At 71.8% G+C, this 20,145-nt stretch carries 15 protein-coding genes; 5 read left to right on the forward strand and 10 right to left on the reverse strand.

All coding sequences use genetic code 11. From position 1 onward, the window contains the following. Positions 1-8: 8 nt before the first annotated feature. The 7 genes from H5965_RS25745 to H5965_RS25775 are packed head-to-tail and all read right to left on the reverse strand — an operon-like array spanning position 9 to position 8,149. Positions 9-2,027 (reverse strand): bifunctional aldolase/short-chain dehydrogenase, encoded by a 2,019-nt coding sequence (locus H5965_RS25745; protein ID WP_310972818.1) that lies wholly within the window; start codon positions 2,025-2,027, stop codon positions 9-11. Between the two features lie 2 nt (positions 2,028-2,029). After that, positions 2,030-3,196 carry an L-rhamnose isomerase gene (rhaI, locus tag H5965_RS25750; protein WP_310972819.1) on the reverse strand — a complete coding sequence of 389 codons (1,167 nt, stop codon included), beginning with the start codon at positions 3,194-3,196 and terminating at the stop codon, positions 2,030-2,032. Positions 3,197-3,201: 5 nt separating this feature from the next. Beyond that, on the reverse strand, positions 3,202-3,537 hold the full coding sequence (locus H5965_RS25755; protein ID WP_310972820.1) for an L-rhamnose mutarotase: 336 nt from the start codon (positions 3,535-3,537) through the stop codon (positions 3,202-3,204). Beyond that, positions 3,537-4,598 (reverse strand): rhamnose ABC transporter substrate-binding protein, encoded by a 1,062-nt coding sequence (gene rhaS / locus H5965_RS25760; RefSeq protein WP_310972821.1) that lies wholly within the window; start codon positions 4,596-4,598, stop codon positions 3,537-3,539. The genes H5965_RS25755 and rhaS overlap by 1 nt, the downstream gene beginning before the upstream one ends. A 5-nt stretch (positions 4,599-4,603) precedes the next feature. After that, positions 4,604-5,602, reverse strand: a complete 999-nt coding sequence (locus tag H5965_RS25765; RefSeq protein WP_310972822.1) for an ABC transporter permease — start codon at positions 5,600-5,602, stop codon at positions 4,604-4,606. Then, complete coding sequence (locus tag H5965_RS25770; protein ID WP_310972823.1) at positions 5,595-6,635, reverse strand: ABC transporter permease; 1,041 nt, start codon at positions 6,633-6,635, stop codon at positions 5,595-5,597. The genes H5965_RS25765 and H5965_RS25770 overlap by 8 nt, the downstream gene beginning before the upstream one ends. After that, a complete protein-coding gene (locus H5965_RS25775) occupies positions 6,632-8,149 on the reverse strand; it encodes a sugar ABC transporter ATP-binding protein (RefSeq protein WP_310972824.1) in 1,518 nt (505 codons plus the stop codon). Before H5965_RS25775 ends, H5965_RS25770 begins: the two co-directional genes overlap by 4 nt. A 150-nt stretch (positions 8,150-8,299) precedes the next feature. Between H5965_RS25775 and H5965_RS25780 the strand changes: the two genes are divergently transcribed. Together H5965_RS25780 and H5965_RS25785 are read left to right on the forward strand one after the other, a co-directional pair. Beyond that, entirely contained in the window at positions 8,300-9,346 is a 1,047-nt protein-coding gene (locus H5965_RS25780; RefSeq protein ID WP_310972825.1) for a LacI family DNA-binding transcriptional regulator, read from the forward strand. Between the two features lie 91 nt (positions 9,347-9,437). Next, on the forward strand, positions 9,438-11,762 hold the full coding sequence (locus H5965_RS25785; protein WP_310973219.1) for a glycoside hydrolase family 2 TIM barrel-domain containing protein: 2,325 nt from the start codon (positions 9,438-9,440) through the stop codon (positions 11,760-11,762). Between the two features lie 68 nt (positions 11,763-11,830). On the opposite strand, the gene H5965_RS25790 is transcribed toward H5965_RS25785, so the two are convergent. Then, on the reverse strand, positions 11,831-12,193 hold the full coding sequence (locus tag H5965_RS25790) for a DUF488 family protein (protein ID WP_310972826.1): 363 nt from the start codon (positions 12,191-12,193) through the stop codon (positions 11,831-11,833). 306 nt (positions 12,194-12,499) lie between these two features. Here H5965_RS25790 and H5965_RS25795 point away from each other — a divergent pair, with 306 nt between their 5' ends. Further along, on the forward strand, positions 12,500-15,466 hold the full coding sequence (locus H5965_RS25795) for a BTAD domain-containing putative transcriptional regulator (protein ID WP_310972827.1): 2,967 nt from the start codon (positions 12,500-12,502) through the stop codon (positions 15,464-15,466). Here H5965_RS25795 and H5965_RS25800 read toward each other — a convergent pair. Further along, positions 15,456-16,658, reverse strand: a complete 1,203-nt coding sequence (locus tag H5965_RS25800; protein WP_310972828.1) for a phospholipase D-like domain-containing protein — start codon at positions 16,656-16,658, stop codon at positions 15,456-15,458. The two genes, H5965_RS25795 and H5965_RS25800, sit on opposite strands and share 11 nt — an antisense overlap. Before the next feature lie 197 nt (positions 16,659-16,855). Here H5965_RS25800 and H5965_RS25805 point away from each other — a divergent pair, with 197 nt between their 5' ends. Beyond that, a complete protein-coding gene (locus H5965_RS25805) occupies positions 16,856-18,922 on the forward strand; it encodes a putative Ig domain-containing protein (protein ID WP_310973221.1) in 2,067 nt (688 codons plus the stop codon). Positions 18,923-18,965: 43 nt separating this feature from the next. Beyond that, positions 18,966-19,829: a GNAT family N-acetyltransferase gene (locus H5965_RS25810; RefSeq protein ID WP_310972829.1), complete on the forward strand. Its 864-nt coding sequence runs from the start codon at positions 18,966-18,968 to the stop codon at positions 19,827-19,829. On the opposite strand, the gene H5965_RS25815 is transcribed toward H5965_RS25810, so the two are convergent. Beyond that, positions 19,754-20,110, reverse strand: a complete 357-nt coding sequence (locus tag H5965_RS25815; protein ID WP_310972830.1) for an MmcQ/YjbR family DNA-binding protein — start codon at positions 20,108-20,110, stop codon at positions 19,754-19,756. The genes H5965_RS25810 and H5965_RS25815 overlap by 76 nt on opposite strands. Positions 20,111-20,145 lie beyond the last annotated feature (35 nt).

The raw sequence follows: 20,145 nt of genomic DNA on the forward strand, positions 1-20,145 counted from the left end.
TCCTTTCGTCAACGCAGGAACGCGGCGGCCACCCCGGCGTCCACCGGCACGTGCAGGCCGGTGGTGTGGGTGAGCTCGCCGCCGGTGAGGGCGAACACGGCGGCGGCGACGTGCTCGGGCAGCACCTCGCGCTTGAGGATGGTCCGCTGGGCGTAGAACTCGCCGAGCTTCGCCTCCTCGACGCCGTAGACCGCGGCCCGCTGGGCGCCCCAGCCGCCGGCGAAGATGCCGGAGCCCTGGACGACGCCGTCGGGGTTGACGCCGTTGACCCGGATGCCGTGCCCGCCGAGTTCGGCGGCCAGGAGCCGGACCTGGTGGGCCTGGTCGGCCTTCGCGGCGCCGTAGGCGACGTTGTTCGGGCCCGCGAACACCGAGTTCTTCGACGAGATGTAGACGATGTCGCCGCCGATGCCCTGCGCGACCATCGCCTTCGCCGCGGCCTGGGACACCAGGAACGAGCCCTTGGCCATCACGTCGTGCTGGAGGTCCCAGTCGCGTTCGGTGGTTTCCAGCAGCGGCTTCGAGATGGACAGCCCGGCGTTGTTGACCACCAGGTCGATGCCGCCGTAGGCCAGCACCGTGGCGTCGATCGCCGCCTGGACCGCCGCGGCGTCGGTGACGTCGGCGGTGACGGCCGTGCCACCGATCTCCGCCGCGACCTCCGCGGCCGCGTCGCCGTTGACGTCGGCGATCGTCACGCACGCCCCCTCGGCCGCCAGCCGGCGGGCGATGGCCTTGCCGATGCCCGAACCCGCGCCCGTGACCAGCGCGATCCGCCCGGCCAGGGGTTTTGGCTTCGGCATCCGCTGCAGCTTCGCCTCTTCGAGGGCCCAGTATTCGATCCGGAACTTCTCGCTTTCCGGGATCGGCGCGTAGGTAGACACCGCTTCGGCGCCGCGCATGACGTTGATGGCGTTGACGTAGAACTCGCCCGCCACGCGCGCGGTCTGCTTGTCCTTGCCGAAGGAGAACATCCCGACGCCGGGGACGAGCACGATGGCCGGGTCGGCGCCGCGCATCGCGGGCGAGTCGGCGTCGGCGTGCCGCTCGTAGTAGGCGCGGTAGGAGTCGCGGTACTCCGCGTGCAGCTCCTTCAGCCGTGCGACGACGTCCTCGACGGGCGCGGTCGCGGGCAGGTCCACCACCAGCGGCCGGACCTTGGTGCGCAGGAAGTGGTCCGGGCAGGACGTACCCAGCGCGGCGAGCGGCGCGAGCTTTTCGCGTGAGAGGAACTCCAGCACGACGTCGCTGTCGGTGTAGTGGCCGACGACCCGCTGGTCGGTGGAGGCCAGGCCGCGGATCACCGGCGCCAGCGCGGCCGCGCGTGCTCGGCGTTCGGCTTCGGGAAGAGCCTCGAAGCCGGGGACGACCGGCCCGAACGGCTCCGGCGCGCCCCGCTCGGCCAGGAAGGATTCGGCGGTCCGGATGATCTCGAGGGAGTGGCGCTCGCACTCCCCCGAGGTGGCGCCCCACGCGGTGATGCCGTGGCCGCCGAGGATCACGCCGATGGCCTGGGGGTTGGCCGCCTTCACCGCGGCGATGTCCAGGCCCAGCTGGAACCCGGGCCGCCGCCAGCCGACCCAGGCGACCCGGTCGCCGAAGCACTCCTTGGTCAGCGCCGGGCCGGCGGCCGCCGTGGCCAGCGCGATGCCCGAGTCCGGGTGCAGGTGGTCGACGTGCGGAGCCTCGACCAGGCCGTGCATGGCGGTGTCGATCGACGGCGCCGCCCCGCCCCGGCCGTGCAGGCAGTAGTCGAACGCGGCGACCATCTCGTCCTCGCGCTCGACGCCCGGGTAGACGTCGACCAGGGAACGCAGCCGGTCCAGCCGCAGCACCGCCAGCCCGGACTCGGTCAGCGTGCCGAGGTCACCGCCGGAGCCCTTGACCCACAGGACGTCCGTGGGCGAGCCGGTGACCGGGTCGGTCACCGCGCCCTTGGCGGAGGTGTTGCCGCCGGCGTAGTTCGTGTTGCGCGGGTCGGCCCCGAGCGCGTTGCTGCGCGCGATGAGCTGCTCCGGCACGGTCATCGTCATGCTCCCCATCCGGCCTGCGTGCCGCCGGCGCGCTCGGCCACGATCTTCTCCTGGTACCCGCTGCGGTGGTACGCCGCGACCGGGTCCGGGTCGAGCCCGGCTTCGGTGCGCAGCTCGGCCAGCAGCGGCCGGACGTCGGTGTTGTAGGCGTCCATCAGCACGGCGTTCGCTTCCAGGACGTTGCCCGCCTGCTGGGCCGAGCGCAGTGCGGGGCGATCCACCAGGAGCGCCTTCGCGGTGGCTTCCTGGACGTTCATCACCGAGCGGATGATCGCCGGGATCTTGGCCTCGATGTTGTGGCACTGGTCGAGCATGAACGCGATCCCGTACGCCGGGTCGAGGGCGTCGGCGCGGACGATCTCGTACATGATCCGGAACAGCTGGAACGGGTCCGCCGCCCCCACCATCAGGTCGTCGTCGGCGTAGAAGCGGGAGTTGAAGTCGAACGCGCCCAGCTTCCCGGCCCGCAGCAGGAACGCCACGATGAACTCGATGTTCGTCCCCGGGGCGTGGTGGCCGGTGTCGATGCACACCGTCGCCCGCTCCCCCAGCTCGATGCAGTGGGCGTAGGACGTGCCCCAGTCCGGGACGTCGGTCGCGTAGAACGCGGGCTCGAACAGCTTGTACTCCAGCAGCATCCGCTGGTGGCCGCCGAGCCGGTCGTAGGTCTCGCGCAGCGCCTCCGCCAGCCGGTCCTGCCGGTCGCGGAGGTCGTCCTGACCCGGGTAGTTGATACCGTCGGAGAACCACAGCTTCAGGTCCCGCGAACCCGTCGCGTCCATGATGTCGACGGCTTCCAGGAGGTGGTCGGTCGCCTTGCGGCGGATGCCCGCGTCCGGGTTGGTCACCGAACCGAGCTTGTAGTCCTCGTCCTGGAAGACGTTCGTGTTGATCGCGCCGATCTCGACACCCAGATCGCGGGCGTACGCGGTCAGAGCGGTGTAGTCGTCCACGCGATCCCACGGAATGTGCAGCGCCACGCTCGGCGCCACCCCGGTGAGCCGGTGCACCACCGCGGCGTCGGCGATCTTCTCCTCCGGCGTCCGCGGGACACCGGGTTGCGGGAACACCTTGAACCGGGTGCCCGAGTTCGCGTACGCCCACGACGGCGTCTCGATGCGCTGCGTCCGCAGGGCCCCTTTTACGGCGGTCAGATCACCCATGGCGATCACTGTCCTTCCCGGACGTCGAGGTGGAAGACCTCGTCGAGCAGCTGGAACCCTTCATCCGGCGGGCCACCGTCGAGGCCGGTGAAGAACTCCGCCATCTCCGCCTGCCAGCGGGTGTTGACGTCGGTCTCCGCCATGGCGGCCTGCGCGGCGGCGAGGTCGTCCGCCTCGACGTACCCGATCAGCAGGCCGTCCTCGCGCAGGAAGAGCGAATAGTTGCGCCAGCCGGTGTCGTGCAGTGCCTGCCGCATCTCGGGCCACACCGCCCGGTGCCGCTCGGCGTACTCGGCTTTGCGGTCGGGCTTGACCTGAAGGCAGAAGCAGTACCGCGGCATCAGAAGTTGAACTTGTCGATGTTGTTCGCGTCGAACGTCGTCGGCGGGCCGAGCACGATCTCGCCGTTCTCGCCGATCGTGTAGTCGCCGAGCTTGCCCGCCTTGAACTTCTCGCCCTGCTTGCCGGTGATCTGGCCGGACTTGAGCGCGACGCCGGCGTAGGCGGCGAGGTAGCCGATGTCGGCCGGGTTCCACAGCGCGAACTGCTTCACCGTGCCGTCCTTGACGAAGGCGCGCATCTGGTTCGGCGTGCCCAGCCCGGTCACCGCGACCTTGCCCTTGTAGCTCGACGAGCTGACGTACCGCGCGGCCGCCGCGATGCCCACGGTGGTCGGCGAGACGATCACCTTGAGGTTGGGGAACGACTGCAGCAGGCCCTGGGCCTCCTGGAACGACTTCTGGTCGTCGTCGTTGCCGTAGGCGATCTTGTCCAGCTTCAGGCCCGCGTACTCCGGCTTGGCCAGTTCCTTCTTGAGGACCTCGATCCAGGCGTTCTGGTTGGTGGCGTTCGGCGTCGCGGACAGGACCGCGATCTCGCCGGAGCCGCCGGAGAGGTCCTTGGCCTGCTTGGCCAGCGCCTCGCCGATGCCCTGGGTGGTGGCCTGGTTGATGAAGACGTCGCGGCAGTCCTTGGCGGCGTCGGAGTCGAAGGCGACGATCTTGATGCCGGCGCCGCGGGCCTGGTTGAGCGACGGGCACACCGCGTTCGGGTCGTTCGCGGCGATGCCGATGACGTCCTGCTGCTGCTGGATCAGCGTGTTGATGTAGCTGACCTGCGACGACGCGCTGGCGTCGTTCGGCCCGACCAGCTTGTACTCGCCCTTCAGCTCGGCCAGGGCCTCCTTGCCGCCGCTGACCTCGATGTCGCTGTAGGGGTTGTTGAGCTGCTTGGGCAGGAACGCCATCTTGACGCCCTCCTTCGCCGCGGCGTTCGGGTTCGCCTGGGCGGTGGACTCACTCGCGCCGGAGCCGGCGTTGTCGTTCTTCGTCGTGCCGCTGCACGCGGCCAGGACCAGCACCAGTCCGGCCGACACTGCGCCGGTGAGGAACCGTCGGGACATCTTCGTCACCTTTCCGGAGTTACCGCTTGCCGACGGCGACGCACTGCCGTGCGGGCCGAAGTCACGATGTTGGGGAGCAGGACCGACACGATCAGGAGCACGCCGGTCACGATGTTGAGCGCCTCGTTCGACACGTCCTGCAGGCGCAGCGCGTTCTGCAGCGAGGCCAGCAGGACCACCCCGGCGAGCACGCCCGGCAGGGTGCCCTTGCCGCCGAAGATGGACACACCGCCGAGCAGCACGGCGGCCACGACGGCCAGTTCGAGGCCGAAGCCGTTGTCGGCGCGGGCGCTGGAGTACCGCAGCGTCCACAGCACCCCGGCCAGGCCGGCGACCGCGCCGCTCACGACGTACAGCCAGAACTTGAGCCGTCCGGTGCGGATGCCGGCGAACCGGGCCGCCTGCTCGCCCGCGCCGGCGGCGAACACGCCCCGGCCGATCGGGGTCGCGTGCAGCACGACGCCGAAGACCAGCGCGACGACGACCAGCGGGATCAGCACGTTCGGGACCGGGCCGTCGCCGATCGTCCCGGTGACCCAGCTCGTATAGGCCCGTGGGAAGTCGGCGACCGCGTTGTCGCCCAGCACCACGAACGCGAGCCCGCGGTAGAGCGCCAGGGTGCCGATGGTGACGGCCAGCGACGGCAGTTTCAGCACGGTGACGAAGAAGCCGTTCAGCGCGCCGAGGACCGCGCCGAGCAGGATGCAGAGCGGGATGATCGTCTCGATCGTCAGGCCCGCGTCCCAGAGGGAGCCCATCACCGCCGACGTCAGGCCGAGCGTGCTCGCCACCGAAAGGTCGATCTCGCCGGTGACGATGATGAACGTCATCGGCAGCGCGACCAGCGCGATGGGGAGCAGGTCGAGCAGCAGGAAGGTGAAGTTGCGGCTGGTGCCGAAGTTCTCCACGGCACCCGAAGCGACGATCAGCACGATCACCGTCACGAGCACGACGGCGGCGTCCCAGCTGAGCAGCCGGCCGAGCCGGTTCCCGGGGTCAGACATGGGAATCCCTCTTCTTCAGTGCCTTGGCGACCCGGACGGCGACCAGCCGGTCGGCGCCGATGGCCAGCAGGATCAGCGCGCCGACGATCGCCTGCTGCCAGAACTGGTTGATGTCGAGCACCGCCAGGGCGCTGCCGATCACGGTCAGCAGCAGCGCGCCGAGGCCCGCGCCCCAGACCGAACCGCTGCCGCCGAACACGGCGACCCCGCCGACCACGGCCGCGGCGACGACGTTGAGCTCGTAGCCGGTGCCGGCCGCCGCGTCCACGGTGCCGAACCGGGCGGCGAACAGCACCCCGGCCAGGCCCGCGAGAGCGCCGCTGACCAGGAACGCGGCACTGGTGTTGCGGCCGACGCGGATGCCGGCCAGCTGCGCGGCCTGCGGGCTCGACCCCATCGCGTACAGCTCGCGCCCGGCGCGGTAGCTGCGCAGCACGATCCCGGCGGCGACCAGGACCAGCACCGCGATCAGCACCAGCCACGGCACGCCGAGGATGGACGCCGTGCCGAAGTCCAGGAAGGACGCGGGCAGCTTGTCGGCGTTGATCTGCTGGCCGCCAGCCCAGAAGTAGCTGACCCCGCGGTAGGCGTAGAGCGTGCCGAGGGTGACGACCAGCGCGGGTACCTGGCCGAAGCGCACCAGGGCGCCGTTGACCAGCCCGCACATCGCGCCGACGCCGAGCCCGGCGAGGATCGCGACGAGCACCGGCAGCCCGGGGTTGTCCTTCATCAGCGTGCCGACGGCGAACGCCGCCAGGCCGAGCACCGAGCCGACCGACAGGTCGATGTTGCGGGTGATCATCACGATCGCCTGCCCGACCGCGAGCACGGCCAGGATGGCCGTGCCGAGCAGGATGTCGCGGATGCTCTGCCCGGACAGGAACCGGGAGTTCTGCGTCGCGGTGAACGCGACCAGCACGATCAAGGCGAGCACGATGCCGGATTCGCGGGCCTTCAGCACGTTCGCGGTCCACGACCGTCGCGAGTGGACGGCCGGTTCCTTCGTCACGCGGGCCTCCTCGGTGACGGTCATGCGGCGGCCCCCTGGCCCATCGCGGCGAACATGACCGAGTCTTCGGTCGCCTCGGCGCGCGGGAGCTCGGCCACGATCCGGCCTTCCCGCATCACCAGCACGCGGTCGGCCATGCCCAGCACCTCCGGCAGTTCCGACGACACCATGACGACCGCGACGCCCTCGGCGGCCAGCGCGGACATCAGCCGGTGGACCTCGGCCTTGGTACCGACGTCGATCCCGCGCGTCGGCTCGTCGACGATCAGCACCTTCGGCGCCATCGCCAGCCACTTGGCCAGGACGACCTTCTGCTGGTTGCCGCCCGAGAGCGTCCCGACGGGGTCGCCGAGCCTCCGGTACTTGGTGCGCAGGCGCTCGGTCCAGTGCCGGGCTTCCCGGCGTTCGCTCGCGCCGGTGAGGAAGCCGAGCTGGGAAAGCGCCCGCGAGCGCGGCAGCGTCACGTTGCGCTCGATCGAGAGGTCCATGATCAGGCCCTGCTGACGCCGGTCCTCGGGAACGAGGGCCATCCCGGAGGCCATCGCGGCCCGCGACGAGTGCGGCTTGAGCTTCTTGCCGCTCACCTTCACGACTCCGGCGTCCCGTTCGTCGACACCGAAGACGGCCTGGACGACCTCCGAGCGGCCGGAGCCGACCAGCCCGGCGAACGCGACGATTTCCCCGGCGCGCACCGAGAAGGAGATGTCGCGGAACACGCCCGCGCGGGCCAGGCCCTCGACCTCCAGCACGACCGCGCCGGGTTCGACGTCCTGCTTGGGGAACAGCGCGTCGAGGTCGCGGCCGACCATGCGCTTCACCATCTCCTCGACGGTGACGTCCTCCAGGGCGTCGGTGGAGACGTGCTTGCCGTCGCGCATGATCGTCACGCGCTGGCAGAGCTCGGTGATCTCCTCGAAGCGGTGGGAGATGAACATGATCGCCGCGCCTTCCTGGCGCAGCGTCCGGGCGACGCTGAAGAGCCGCTCGACCTCGACCCGGGTCAGCGCGGCGGTCGGCTCGTCCATCACCAGCACGCGGGCGTCGGCGCTGAGCGCCTTGGCGATCTCGACGATCTGCTGATCGGCGATCGACAAACCCCTGGCGGGCCGGGCGGGGTCGATCCGGACGCCGAGCCGGGCGAACAGGCGCTCGGCCTCGGCGCGGACCGCCGCCCGGTCGATCCGGCCGAGGCTCTTGCGCGGGTGGCGGCCCATCACGATGTTCTCCGCGACGCTCAGGTCCGGGAACAGGGTGGGCTCCTGGTAGATGACCGCGATCCCGGCCGCTTTCGCGTCGGCGGGCGAGCCGAACTCGACCGGTTCGCCGTCGAGCAGCAGCGTGCCGTCGTCGGGCTTGTGCACCCCGGCCAGCATCTTGACGATCGTGGACTTGCCGGCGCCGTTCTCCCCGACCAGCGCGTGCGCCTCCCCGGCGTGCAGCCCGAAGCTCACGCCGGCCACGGCCGCGACCGCGCCGAACGATTTCGTCACGCCGCGCACCTCCAGCAGAGGCACCCGGCCCGGGTCCTGCCGCGTCATCGCGACCTCCGGATTGAAAGGTTTCACAAATCTGGTGCGGTGAAGCTACTATGCGACGGAACGAGAAGTCAATGCATCGGCGAAGGCGTGGCCAAACGGGTCTTCAGCAGATCCTTCGCGGTGATGTTACGTTTCAAACAGGGGGTTGCGATGGTGGTCAGGGAGCCCGGTGCCGAGCCCCGCGCGGCGGGCATGAAGGAAGTCGCGGCGGCCGCCGGCGTGTCCCTCGGCACGGTGTCCAATGTGCTCAACCGGCCCGGCCGGGTCAGCCCGGCGACCCGGGCCAGGGTCGAGGCCGCGATGACCGAACTCCGCTTCGTGCGCAACGAATCCGCGCGGCAGCTGCGGGCCGGGCGCAGCCGGGTGCTGGCCTACGTGATGCTCGACGGCAGCAACCCGTTCTTCACCGACGTCGCGGCCGGCATGGAAGACGCAGCAGACGCTGCGGGCGAGGGCGACCTGTCCCTGTTCCTGTGCAACAGCGCGCACCAGCCGTCGCGGGAGGCGGCCTACCTCGGGCGCCTCGAACAGCAGCGCGTCCAGGGTGTCCTCATCACGCCGGTCGACCCGGACGCCCCGCTGCTGGGCGAGATCGCGCGCCGCGGCACGCCGGTGGTCGTCGTCGACCGCACGCCGGAAGGCACGACGCACTGCTCGGTCGCGGTCGACGACGTCTACGGCGGCGAGATCGCCGTGCGCCACCTGGTCGAGCAGGGCCACGAGCGGATCGCGTTCATCGGCAACCACACGTCGGTCGGCCAGGTCCGCGACCGCCGGCAGGGTGCGTTGCGCGCGTTGGCGGCGGCCGGCCTCGGCCCGGACCGCCTGGTCGACCTGACGACGACGGCCCTGACGGTGGCCGACGGCCGCGGCGCGGGCGAGCGCCTGGCGGGCCTCCCGGCGTCGGTCCGCCCGACCGCGGCGTTCTGCGCGAACGACCTGGTCGCTCTCGGCCTGCTGCAGACGTGCGCGAACCTCCGCATGAGCGTCCCGGCCGACCTGGCGATCGTGGGCTACGACGACATCGAGTTCGCGGCGGCGGCCGCGGTGCCGTTGACGTCGGTCCGCCAGCCGAGGCGGCGCTTGGGCCGCACGGCCGTGGAGCTGCTGCTCGCGGAGGCGTCCGAAACCGGCCACGAACACCGGAAAGTCGTGTTCACCCCGGAGCTGGTGGTCCGAGCCTCGACCCTGCGCTGAGCAACCCGCTGATCGTTTGTGACGTCTTACCGCCCACCAGCGATATCCCGGGGGAGCCCGAGCACGGAGGTCGTCTGTGTCCGATACCGAGCTGGCCGACTCGCCGCCACGGCTGTCCCGGCGCGGGTTCCTCGCCGCCGGTGGCGCCGCGTTGCTCGGCGTCGTCGCCGGGTCGGCCGGGCACGCCGCGCCCGGGCCGGACCCCGTGCGGCTGGGCGATTTCTGGCTGTTCGGGCGGTACGACGACGGCTGCACCGAGCTCGGGTTCGACGAGATCGACCTCTCGCCGGTGCAGCTCCCCCACTGCGTGACGCCGCTTTCGTGGACCGGGTGGGACCCGGCGTCCTGGCAGGACCGGTGGGTCTACCGCAAGCACTTCACCGGGTCGGCGACCGGCCGCCACACCGCCCGCTTCGACGGCGTCATGACGAACGCCGAGGTGCACCTCAACGGCCGGCTCGTCGCCACCCACGAGGGCGGCTACCTGCCCTTCGAGGTGGCCCTGCCGGACGTCGTGACCGGGGACAACATGCTCGCCGTGGTGGTCGACGGGCGGTGGGCGCTGGACGTACCGCCGAACCTGCCGCGCGGGGGGCCGTCGGTGATCGACTTCTACCAGCCGGCCGGGATCTACCGCCCGGCCACGGTCGGCGAGGTGCCGCGGATCCGGCTGGCCGACGTCTTCGCCCGGCCCGTCGACGTCCTCTCCCCCGGCCGCTCGCTGCACCTGACGTGCACGCTGGACGCACCGGTCGTGGGGCAGGTGACCGCGTCGGTGCGGCAAGCGGGCCGCGAAGTCGCCACCGCATCCGCGGCGGTCCGCGGGACGACGGTCGAGTTCGACGTCGGCGGGCTCGAGGCGGTGCGGCTCTGGGACGTCGAGGACCCCGCCCTGTGCGACGTCGTGGTGACGCTCCAGTCCGGGAAGCGCGCCCTCGACCAGCGGGTGGTGCGCACCGGCTTCCGCGACGCGCGGTTCACCACCGAGGGCTTCTTCCTCAACGGACGGCGGCTCAAGCTGTTCGGCCTCAACCGCCACCAGTGGTACCCCTTCGCCGGTGGCGCGATGCCGGAGCGCGTGCAGCGGCGGGACGCCGAGATCCTGCGCCGCGACCTGAACTGCACCATGGTCCGCTGCTCGCACTACCCGCAGTCGAGCGCGTTCCTCGACGCCTGTGACGAGCTCGGCCTGCTGGTGTGGGAAGAGATCCCGGGCTGGGGCCACGTCGGGGACGACGCCTGGCAGCGGCGGAACCTGGCGGACGTCGAAGGCATGGTCGTGCGCGACCGCAACCACCCCAGCATCATCGTGTGGGGTACGCGGGTGAACGAGGCGAACGGCACGACCGCGATGTACCAGCGGACCGGCCGGCTCGCGCGGCAGCTCGACCCGTCCCGGCCGACGAGCGGCGCGCTGGCCAGCGCCACGCTCGGACGGTTCGCCGGCAGCGACGTCGAAATCCTGGCCTACAACGACTACACCGCCCGGCGCGGGGCGCCCTTCCGGCTGCGCCCGCCGCGGCCGGGGGTGCCGTACCTGGTGACGGAGACGATCGGCACGCTCGCCGGGGCCCGGGCCTACCGGCGCGGAGACTTCCCGGCGGTCCGGCAGCAGGCGGAACTGCACGCGAAGGCCCACGACCTCGCCGCCGCCGACGACCGCTACTGCGGGCTGCTCGCCTGGTGCGCGTTCGACTACCCGTCGGCCTGGCAGCGGTCGGTCGACGGGGTGAAGTACGCCGGGGTGTCCGACCTCTTCCGGATTCCCAAGCCGGCCGCGGCCTTCTACGCCTCGCAGGGCGACCCCCGGGTGCGGGCGGTCGTCGAGCCCGGCTTCGCGTGGGACTTCACGGCCCAGCCGGCCGGGCCCGGCGCCGGGGTGACGATCTGGTCCAACTGCGACCGCCTGCTGCTGTTCCTCGACGACCGGCCGGCGGGTGCGGCCCGCAGCCGGCGCGCGGAGTTCCCGCACCTGCGGTACCCGCCGTTCGCCGTCGACCTGGTGGTGCCGAAGGGGCGGCGGCCGCAGCTGCGCATCGACGGTTACGTCGGTGAGCGGCTCGTCGTCAGCCGCCGGTTCAGCGGGGACCGGGGCTCGGACGTGCTCAGCTGCGTGCCCGACGATCCGGAGCTGCGCGCGGACGGCAGCGACGCCACCCGCGTGGTGGTGGCGGCGGTGGACCGGTTCGGGACCCTGCGCGCGGGGACGACCGGCCGGGTGCGGCTGACGCTGACCGGCCCGGGTGAGCTGGTCGGCGATCCGGAGCTCGACTTCGGCGCGACGGGTGGTGCGGCGGCGGTGTGGCTGCGCCCGTTCGCGGGGCAGCCGGGGACGCTCACTTTGACGGCCCGCCACGAGAAGCTCGGCTCCGCCGCGGCGACGGTCCGCGTGGCGGTCACCGGAACGCGCCCCTGAGGCGGTCGCCCGACGGACGACACGCGTACCCGGACGGACGACACGCGTACCTGGGTGGACGACACGGCTCACTTCCCGGTGAGCACCGCCGCCAGCACGGCCGCCTGGCTGATCGAAGGGGACCCGCTCGCCGTCAGGAGGGTCACCGGGCCGTCGCCGGCCAACGTGCGGAGGCGGTCCAAGGCCGCCACTCGATCGGGCTCGCGCAGCTCTGCCCGGTAACGCTCGGCGAACTCCGCGAACCGCTCGGGATCGTGGCCGTACCAGGTGCGCAGCTCGTCGGACGGCGCCAGGCCGCGGTACCAGCCGTCGAGGACCACCGCCGTCCGGGCCGTGCCGCGGGGCCAGAGCCGTTCGACGAGCACGCGGACGCCGTCGGCAGGCCCGGCCGGGTCGGACAGGCGCGCCACCCGGACGACCGTCGGCTGCATGCGCGCATTCTGCGTCGGGCGCACGCGGGCCGCCACCGGAGCTACCGCATCGGGCGGCCGCTGCCCCGGGCAGCGAACGGACAAAGGGCCACCACGGCGACCGTGGAGGGGTCGCCGTGGTGGTCCTACCCCCAGCTCGTGCCGCCCGTGGGACGACGACAGCCGAATCCGCCGGTTCCCCGGCGCCCGAGCCGGCCGTGGACATCGTCGGGAGCATGTCCTGCGGCCCCGCCAGGATGGCGGACCGGGCCTGCACCACGCTTGCAGTACGCTTGCACACCCGATCAGGTGAGTGGAGGTGACCGGGTGGAGTTCCGCCTCCTCGGCGCCGTCGAGGCGACGGCGGACGGCGACCCGGTCGATCTCGGCTCCCGCAAGCAGCGCCTGGTCCTCGCCGTCCTGCTGCTCGAGACGCCGCGGCCGGTCACCGTCGAAAGCCTCGTCGACCGGCTCTGGCCCGACGATCCCCCGGCCAGCGCGCGCGGCACCGTCCAGGCGCTGATCTCCCGCCTGCGCGCGGTGTTCCGCGCCACCGGCGGCCCCGAGCTCGTCACCGAAGGCCACGGGTACGTCCTGCGCGCCGACCCGGACACCGTCGACGCCCACCGCTTCACCGCCCTCACCCACCGGGCCCGCGTGGCGGCCGACGAGACCGCCGTCGAGCTGTTCGACGAGGCCCTCGCCCTCTGGCGGGGTGACGCGCTCGCCGGGGCCGCGTCCGGCGAAGTCGCCGAGCTGCTCCTCGCCGGGTTGCACGAAGCCCGCTGGAGCGCGCTGGAAGACCGCATCGACGCGCAGCTGCGGCTCGGCCGCGGTCGGGAGGTGCTCGCCGAACTGACCACGCTGGTCGCCGCGCACCCGCTGCGGCAGCGGTTCGTCGGCCAGCTCATGCTCGCCCTGCACCGCGAGGGCCGCACCGACGACGCCCTCGCCGCCTTCCGCGGCCTGCGCAGCCGGCTCGTCACCGAACTCGGGCTCGACCCTTCCCCCGAGCTGACCCGTCTCGAAGCCGCGATCCTCGCCGCAGACCCGGCCCTCGACGCCGCGCCGGAGCCGGCCCCCGAACCGGTCCGCCCGGCCCAGCTGCCCCACGACGTCCGCGGCTTCACCGGCCGCGCCGCCGAGCTCGCCCAGCTCGACGAGCCCGCGGAGCCCGGCCCCGGCGCGGACATCCGCGTGGTCACCGGCACCGCCGGCGTCGGCAAGACCGCCCTCGCCGTCCGCTGGGCACACCGCGTCCGCGACCGCTTCGGTGACGGCCAGCTCTACCTCGACCTGCGCGGATTCGACCCGGACCACGAGCCGCTCACCCCGGCCGTCGCGGCCGCGCAGCTGCTGCGGGCGCTGGGCACCGACCCGCGTGCCATCCCGCCGGACCCGGACGGCCGCACGGCCCTCTGGCGCTCCCTGCTGGCCGACCGGCAGGTCCTCGTCCTGCTCGACAACGCCCGCGACAGCGCCCAGGTGACACCGCTGCTGCCGCCGTCCGGCACGGTGCTGATCACCAGCCGCCAGCGGCTCGGCGACCTCATCGCCCGCACCGGCGCGCCGGCCGTCCCGCTCTCCGTGCTGCCGGCCGAGGATTCCCGGCAGCTGCTGGAAACCGTGCTCGGGCCACCCGCGGTCGCCGCCGAACCGGCCGCGGCGGCGGAACTGGCCCGGCTGTGCGGGCACCTGCCGCTCGCGCTGCGGCTGGCCGCGGCGAACCTCGGCGAGGTGTCCGGCATCGCCGAGCTGGCCCGCGAACTCGCCGACGGCGATCCCCTGGCCGGCCTGAGCGTCGACGGCGCCGAGGAAAGCGCGGTCACGACGGCGTTCTCCGTGTCCTACCGGGCCTTGCCCCCCGGGCACCGCCTCCTGTTCCGGCGGCTCGCGCTGGTGCCGGGCCAGACGTTCACCGCACCGGTCGCCGCGCGGCTCGCCGCCGTCAGCGAAGGGCACGCCGGCCGGCAGCTCAAGGCCCTCGCCGCGGCCAACCTCGTCGAACGGCACCTGCCCGGCCGCTACCGCTTCCACGACCTGTTGCGCAGCTACGCGGGCGGGCGAGCCGCGGCCGACGACACCGCGGCCGACGCGGACGCGGCCCGGCGGCGGCTGTTCGACCACTACCTGGCAACGGCCGACGCGGCGGGCCGCCTGCTGATCCCCCACTTCCTCCGGCTCCCCCGGCCCGAACCGGAACCGGCGTTCGAAGGCACCGAAGACGCGCTGGCCTGGCTGGACACGGAGTGGCCGAACCTCGCCGCCGCCGTCGAGCACGCGGCGGCACACGGCCCGCGCGAGTACGCCTGGCACCTGGCCGACGCCCTCCGGGCCTTCTTCCACCACCGCGGCCACCACACGGAATGGATCGAGACGGCCACGACGGCGTTGACCGCCGCCCAGGCCGACGACGACCGGCAGGCGCAGGCGGCGATGCGGTTGTCCATCGCGCTCGCCGGGGTCAACAGCGGCCGCTACGCCGACGCCCGCGCGCACCTGACGACGGTGTTGTCCGACGGGCTGGCGGCGGACTGGCCGCCGGGGCGCGCCGCGGCGCTCAACAACCTCAGCGCCGTGCTCCAGCGCCTCGGCGATGCGCACGAGGCGATCGCGTGCGGCCTGGAAGCGTTGCGGCTGTGCGAAGAAACGGCCATGCCGGGCATCACGATGGCGCTGGCCAACCTCGGGTTCGCCTGCGGCCAGGTCGGCGACTTCGACGCCGCGCTCGGCCACTTCGCCCGCGCCCTGGACATCGCCGAACGCGACGACGCGCGGTTCAGCGTCGCCGTGCTCCTGGTCGACCTCGGGCACGTCCACCGCGACCTCGGCCACGCCGTCGCCGCCGAGTTCTACGAGCGAGCCTTGACCGCCAACCGGGAACTCGGCTACCAGTACGGCGAAGCGGCGGCACTGTCCGGCCGGGCGGTCATGGAGGCCCGGGCGGGCGACGCCACCCGCGCCCTGACAGATGCGGCCGACGCCGTCGAGCTGACCCGCCGCATCGGCGACCGCGGCACCGAAGCGTCCGCACTCGCCGCGCTCGGCGAAACGTGCCTCCGGCTCGACCGCGCCGCCGAAGCGGTCGAGCATCTGACGGCAGCACTGGACATCGCCCGCGAAACGAGCTTCACGTGGTGTGAAGCCGCAGCACTGACCGGCCTCGCCGAAGCGGCGTTCGCCGTGGGTGACACCGAACTGGCGCGCACCCACGGCGAAGCGGCGGTCAAGCTCGCCACCCAGGCCGGCTACCGGCCCCTGGAGACGCGGGCCGCCCGCGTCCTCAGCAGGTAGCCGGGGCCGTGCACTTCGCACGGGCCAGGATGGTGCTGAAGTTGTCCTGGTAGGCCGCGCTGATCGCCGCGTTCTCGACCTTGATCAGGATTTCGTCGTTGTCGCGCAGGGCCGCGCCGGAGATGTTGTGCGAGCCGGTGAAGACGAGCTGCCGGCCGCCCTTCTCGCTGTAGTTGCCCGTGTAGAGCATATACTTCGAGTGCACGGTGATCTCGCGGTCGTTCACGGTCGTGCTGAACTTCTTGAGCGTGATGTTCGCCTTGCCCTTGAGGGCGGCCAGTGCCGCGGTGCCCATGTCGTCGTAGACGATCCGGACCTTGCAGCCCAGCTTCGCGATGCGCGCCAGCTCGGTGACGACCGGGGTGCGCGAGTCGGCGATGTTGGCCTGCACGACGTTGAGCGAGCAGCCGGCTTCGTACTTGGTGATGTACTTCAGCAGCTGCGCCCACGTGTCGGTGGCGAACTCCTCGGAGGCGCCGCCACGGGAGTCGGCGCGCGGGGAAAGGTAGCTGGTGACCATCGTGGTCAGCGTCTTGTGGTAGCCCGCGTCGTCGAAGTAGTTGTTGTTCTTCTTCTGCGCCAGCATCTTCTGCATGTGGCCGAGGTAGAAGCCGTACAGATCGGCGTCGCCGTACGTCAGCAGAGCGTTGTTGAACATGTTGCCCTGCACCGTGGTCAGGTTGTACGAGCCGATGACGACGACGTCCTTCTTGCCCTCGGTCTCGGAGAACATCCACAGCTTGTCGTGGTTGATCGAGTGCGGGCTGCCGTCGTGGGCGATGCACCCGGTGTTGTCGCCGCCGGTGCCGCAGAAGACGAGCTGGGTGAGCCCGGCGGACTTGAGGATCGGCATCGCGGTGTTCGCCGGGTCGTCGTCCGCGGCGCCGTCGAGCGCGATCCGCACCTTGACGCCGCGGGCCTGCGCCGCCTTCACCGCCTCGGCCAGCGCCGGCCGGGTCCAGCTGAAGAGGGAGATGTGGATCTCGGCACCGGCCGGGGTGCCGTTGGTCAGCTGGACCAGCCGCGTTTCGATCGAGTGGTCGCGGTCGCCGTTTTCGGGCGGGTTGTTGAAGATCGCTTCCATGCCGGTCACGTCGGCGGCCGCCGTCGGCGCGGCCTGGGCGATCCCGCTGCCGGCCAGCGCGAGCAGCGTGCCGACGGCGACGGTGAGCGCCTTGAACTTGGGGGTCATGTCTTCCTCCCGGTCGGATGCCCCCAAGCTCGCAATGCGGCGTACAAGATCCGTACACCCGGACGTTCCCGTGCATACACGACGAAAGCGGCACGGAACCCGACTCTTGGCGGGTTCCGCCCATCCGGGGCGCAGAGGACGCTTCTCCTGGCTCCCACGGGCGGAGCCGGGAAAGGACGACCTCCATGAGATCGAGGGTGCTTCCTGCCGTGCTCGGCGTGGCCATCGGCCTGCTGGGCACCGTCGCCGTCGCCACGCCGGCCGAGGCCGCCGCGGTCTGCGGTGACCAGATCGTCGGCAACGGCGGGTTCGAAAGCGGCACCACGCCGTGGACCCAGACCAGCGGCGTCATCACCGCGGCCACCACCGCGCAACCCGCGCACGGCGGCACGATGCTCGCCCGCCTGGACGGCACCGGCAGCACGCACACCGACACCCTGTCCCAGTCGCTGACGCTGCCCGCCGGCTGCGCGTCGGCGACGCTCTCGTGGTGGCAGCACATCGACACCAAGGAGACGACCACCAGCACGAAGTACGACAAGCTGGTGGTACAGGCGGGTTCCGACACCCTGGCGAGCTATTCGAACCTGGACAAGAACACCGGCTACGTCCAGCGCACCGTGGACGTCTCCCGCTACCTCGGCCAGACGGTGACGCTGAAGCTCACCGGCACCGAGGATGCGAGCCTGGCCACCAACTTCGTCCTCGACGACTTCTCGCTGACCACCACCGGGTCCGCGCAGTCGCCGGTCGTCACCTCGCCGGGGGCCCAGACCGGCGCCGTCGGCCAGGCCGCGGCGCTGCAGATCCAGGCGAGCGACCCGCAGGGTGACGCGCTCACCTACAGCGCCACCGGCCTACCCGCCGGCCTCGCGATCGGCGCGAGCACGGGCAAGATCACCGGCACGCCGACGACCGCGGGCACGTCCTCGGTGACCGTGACGGCGAAGGACCCGGCCGGCAACAGCGGCAGCGCCACCTTCACCTGGACGATCTCCGCCGCTCCCGCCGACTCGACGCGCACGCCGGTCAATCCGGCGTACACGGTGAACCTGACGTCGAACACCGCGGGCGACACGTGGACCGGGCACCAGAGCGTCGGCTTCACCAACGGCTCCGCGACCGCGCTGCCCGAGGTGTACCTGCGGCTCTGGGACAACTACCACGGCGCCTGCCCGACGACGCCGATCACGGTCACGAACGTCACCGGCGGCACGGCGTCCGCGCTGAGCGTGAACTGCACGGCCCTGAAGATCACGCTGCCCGCGCCCCTGGCCCAGGGCCAGTCCGCGACCATCGGGTTCGACCTGAAGATCGTCGTGCCCAGCGGCGCCGACCGGTTCGGCCACGACGGCGCGTTCAACATGATCGGCAACGCGCTGCCGGTGCTCGCCGTCCGCGACGGCGCGGGCTGGCACCTCGACCCGTACACGAACAACGGCGAGTCGTTCTACACGGTGATCAGCGACTTCGACGTCACCCTGGTCCACCCGACGTCGCTGCTGACCCCGGCCACCGGCACCTCGACCGAGACGACCAGCGGCACCACGACCACCACGCACGCCGTGGCGGCCAAGGTGCGGGACTTCGCGTGGGCCGCCGGGCCGTTCGCGAAGATCACCACGACGTCCGGCAAGGGCGTGCGGGTCAACGTCTACTCGGTCAGCGGGATCTCCACCAGCAGCGCCAACTCGATGTTGTCGCTGGCCGCCGACTCCATCGACGTCCACTCGGGCCGCTTCGGCGACTACCCGTACGGTGAGGTCGACGTGGTGCTGGACAACAACTTCTGGTTCGGCGGCATGGAGTACCCGGGCTTCGTGATGGACCTGGTGTCGAACGTGGCCCTGCCGCACGAGCTCGCGCACCAGTGGTTCTACGGGATCGTCGGCGACGACGAGTACACCTCGCCGTGGCTGGACGAGAGCTTCACCGACTACGCCACCGACCTCTACCGCGGGATCACCGGCAGCGGCTGCGGCATCACCTGGCAGTCGAGCGCGGAGAAGCTGACCAACTCGATGGCCTACTGGGACGCGCATTCGTCCCGGTACTCGACGGTGGTCTACAACTACGGCAAGTGCACCCTGCACGACCTGCGGCGGCTGATCGGCGACACGGCGATGGCGAACCTGCTCAAGTCGTACGCGCAGTCGCACTGGTACGGCGTGTCGACGACGGCGGAGTTCAAGGCCGCGGCGCAGGCGGCGGCCGGGTCGACCGACCTGACCTCGTTCTGGGCTTCGCACCGCGTCGAGGGCTGAAAACCGGTTGGTGTTCCCCGTCCGCGTCCGCCACTGTGGGGACGTGGACGGGGAACGGCTCTTTTGCGACACAGCTCTGGCCGAGCGCATCGAACGCGCCGAGGCGCGGTTCGTCGCCGCTTGTTGTGACGCCTCGCGGGCTCGGCTCGGGGACGACCGCGGCTTCACGCGCCCGCTCGCCGGGGGTGTCGCCACCTTCGCCGAGGCCGGGTCGCCGTTCACCAAGGTCGCCGGGCTCGGCTTCTCCGGGCTGCCCGAGCCCGCCGCGCTCGCGGAGATCGAGGCGGCGTTCGCCGAGCGGGGCGTGCCGGTACAGGTCGAACTCTCGCAGCTCGCCGACTCGGCGGCCGGGGCGATGCTGACCGCGCGGGGCTACCGCCTGGAGTCGTACGAGAACGTGCTCGGGCGGCGGATCGGAGACGCCGGCTTCCCCGGCGACGTCCGGGCCTGCCGCGACGACGAGCTGGAGACCTGGCTGTCCGCGGTGGCCGAAGCGTCCGCCGTGGACGACGGACAAGGCCTGCCCTCGCACGAGGACTTCCCCCACGACCTGCTCGTCAACGCGCTGCGGGACATGGCCGGCGTGCGGCGGTACATCGCGGAACGGGACGGCGAGTTCGCCGGGGGCGCGAGCTTCCGGGTCACCGACGGGATCGCGCAGTTCAGCGGCGCGGCGACGCTGCCGGCCCACCGGCGCCGAGGCGTCCAGACCGCGTTGCTGCGGGCCCGGCTCGCGGCGGCCGCCGAGGCCGGGTGCGACCTCGCCGTCGTCACCACGCAGCCCGGGTCGAAGTCCCACCAGAACGTCCAGCGGCAGGGGTTCGACCTGCTCTACGCGCGGGCGATCCTGGTGAAGGGCACCTCCGCGACCAGCTCCTCCGGGGCGGAGAGCCGCCAGGCCTCGTAAAGGAGTTCGGCGAGTTCGTCGGCGTCGATGCCGTCCAGGTAAACCACGACCCAGCCGAAGCCGCCCGCGGTGAACTGGACCTCGAAGACGTCCGGCCGCTCGGAGACCAGCGCCAGCTGCTCGGAGACGGTCTGCTTGAGGCCGACGGTCCGGGTCCGCGGCCAGAAGTAGCCGAACCGCTTGCCGCGCACGCTGAACGACGAGTAGTCACGCGCTTCCGCACGCTCGACCTCCGCCAGCGTCCCGAGCAGCTGTTCGAACTTCTCGACCTGCACCGCCACCGTCTGTCCCCCTGTCTTCGGCGACCACCGTAGCG

It is taken from the genome of Amycolatopsis sp. 505, from assembly GCF_031625235.1.
Classification (GTDB): domain Bacteria; phylum Actinomycetota; class Actinomycetes; order Mycobacteriales; family Pseudonocardiaceae; genus Amycolatopsis.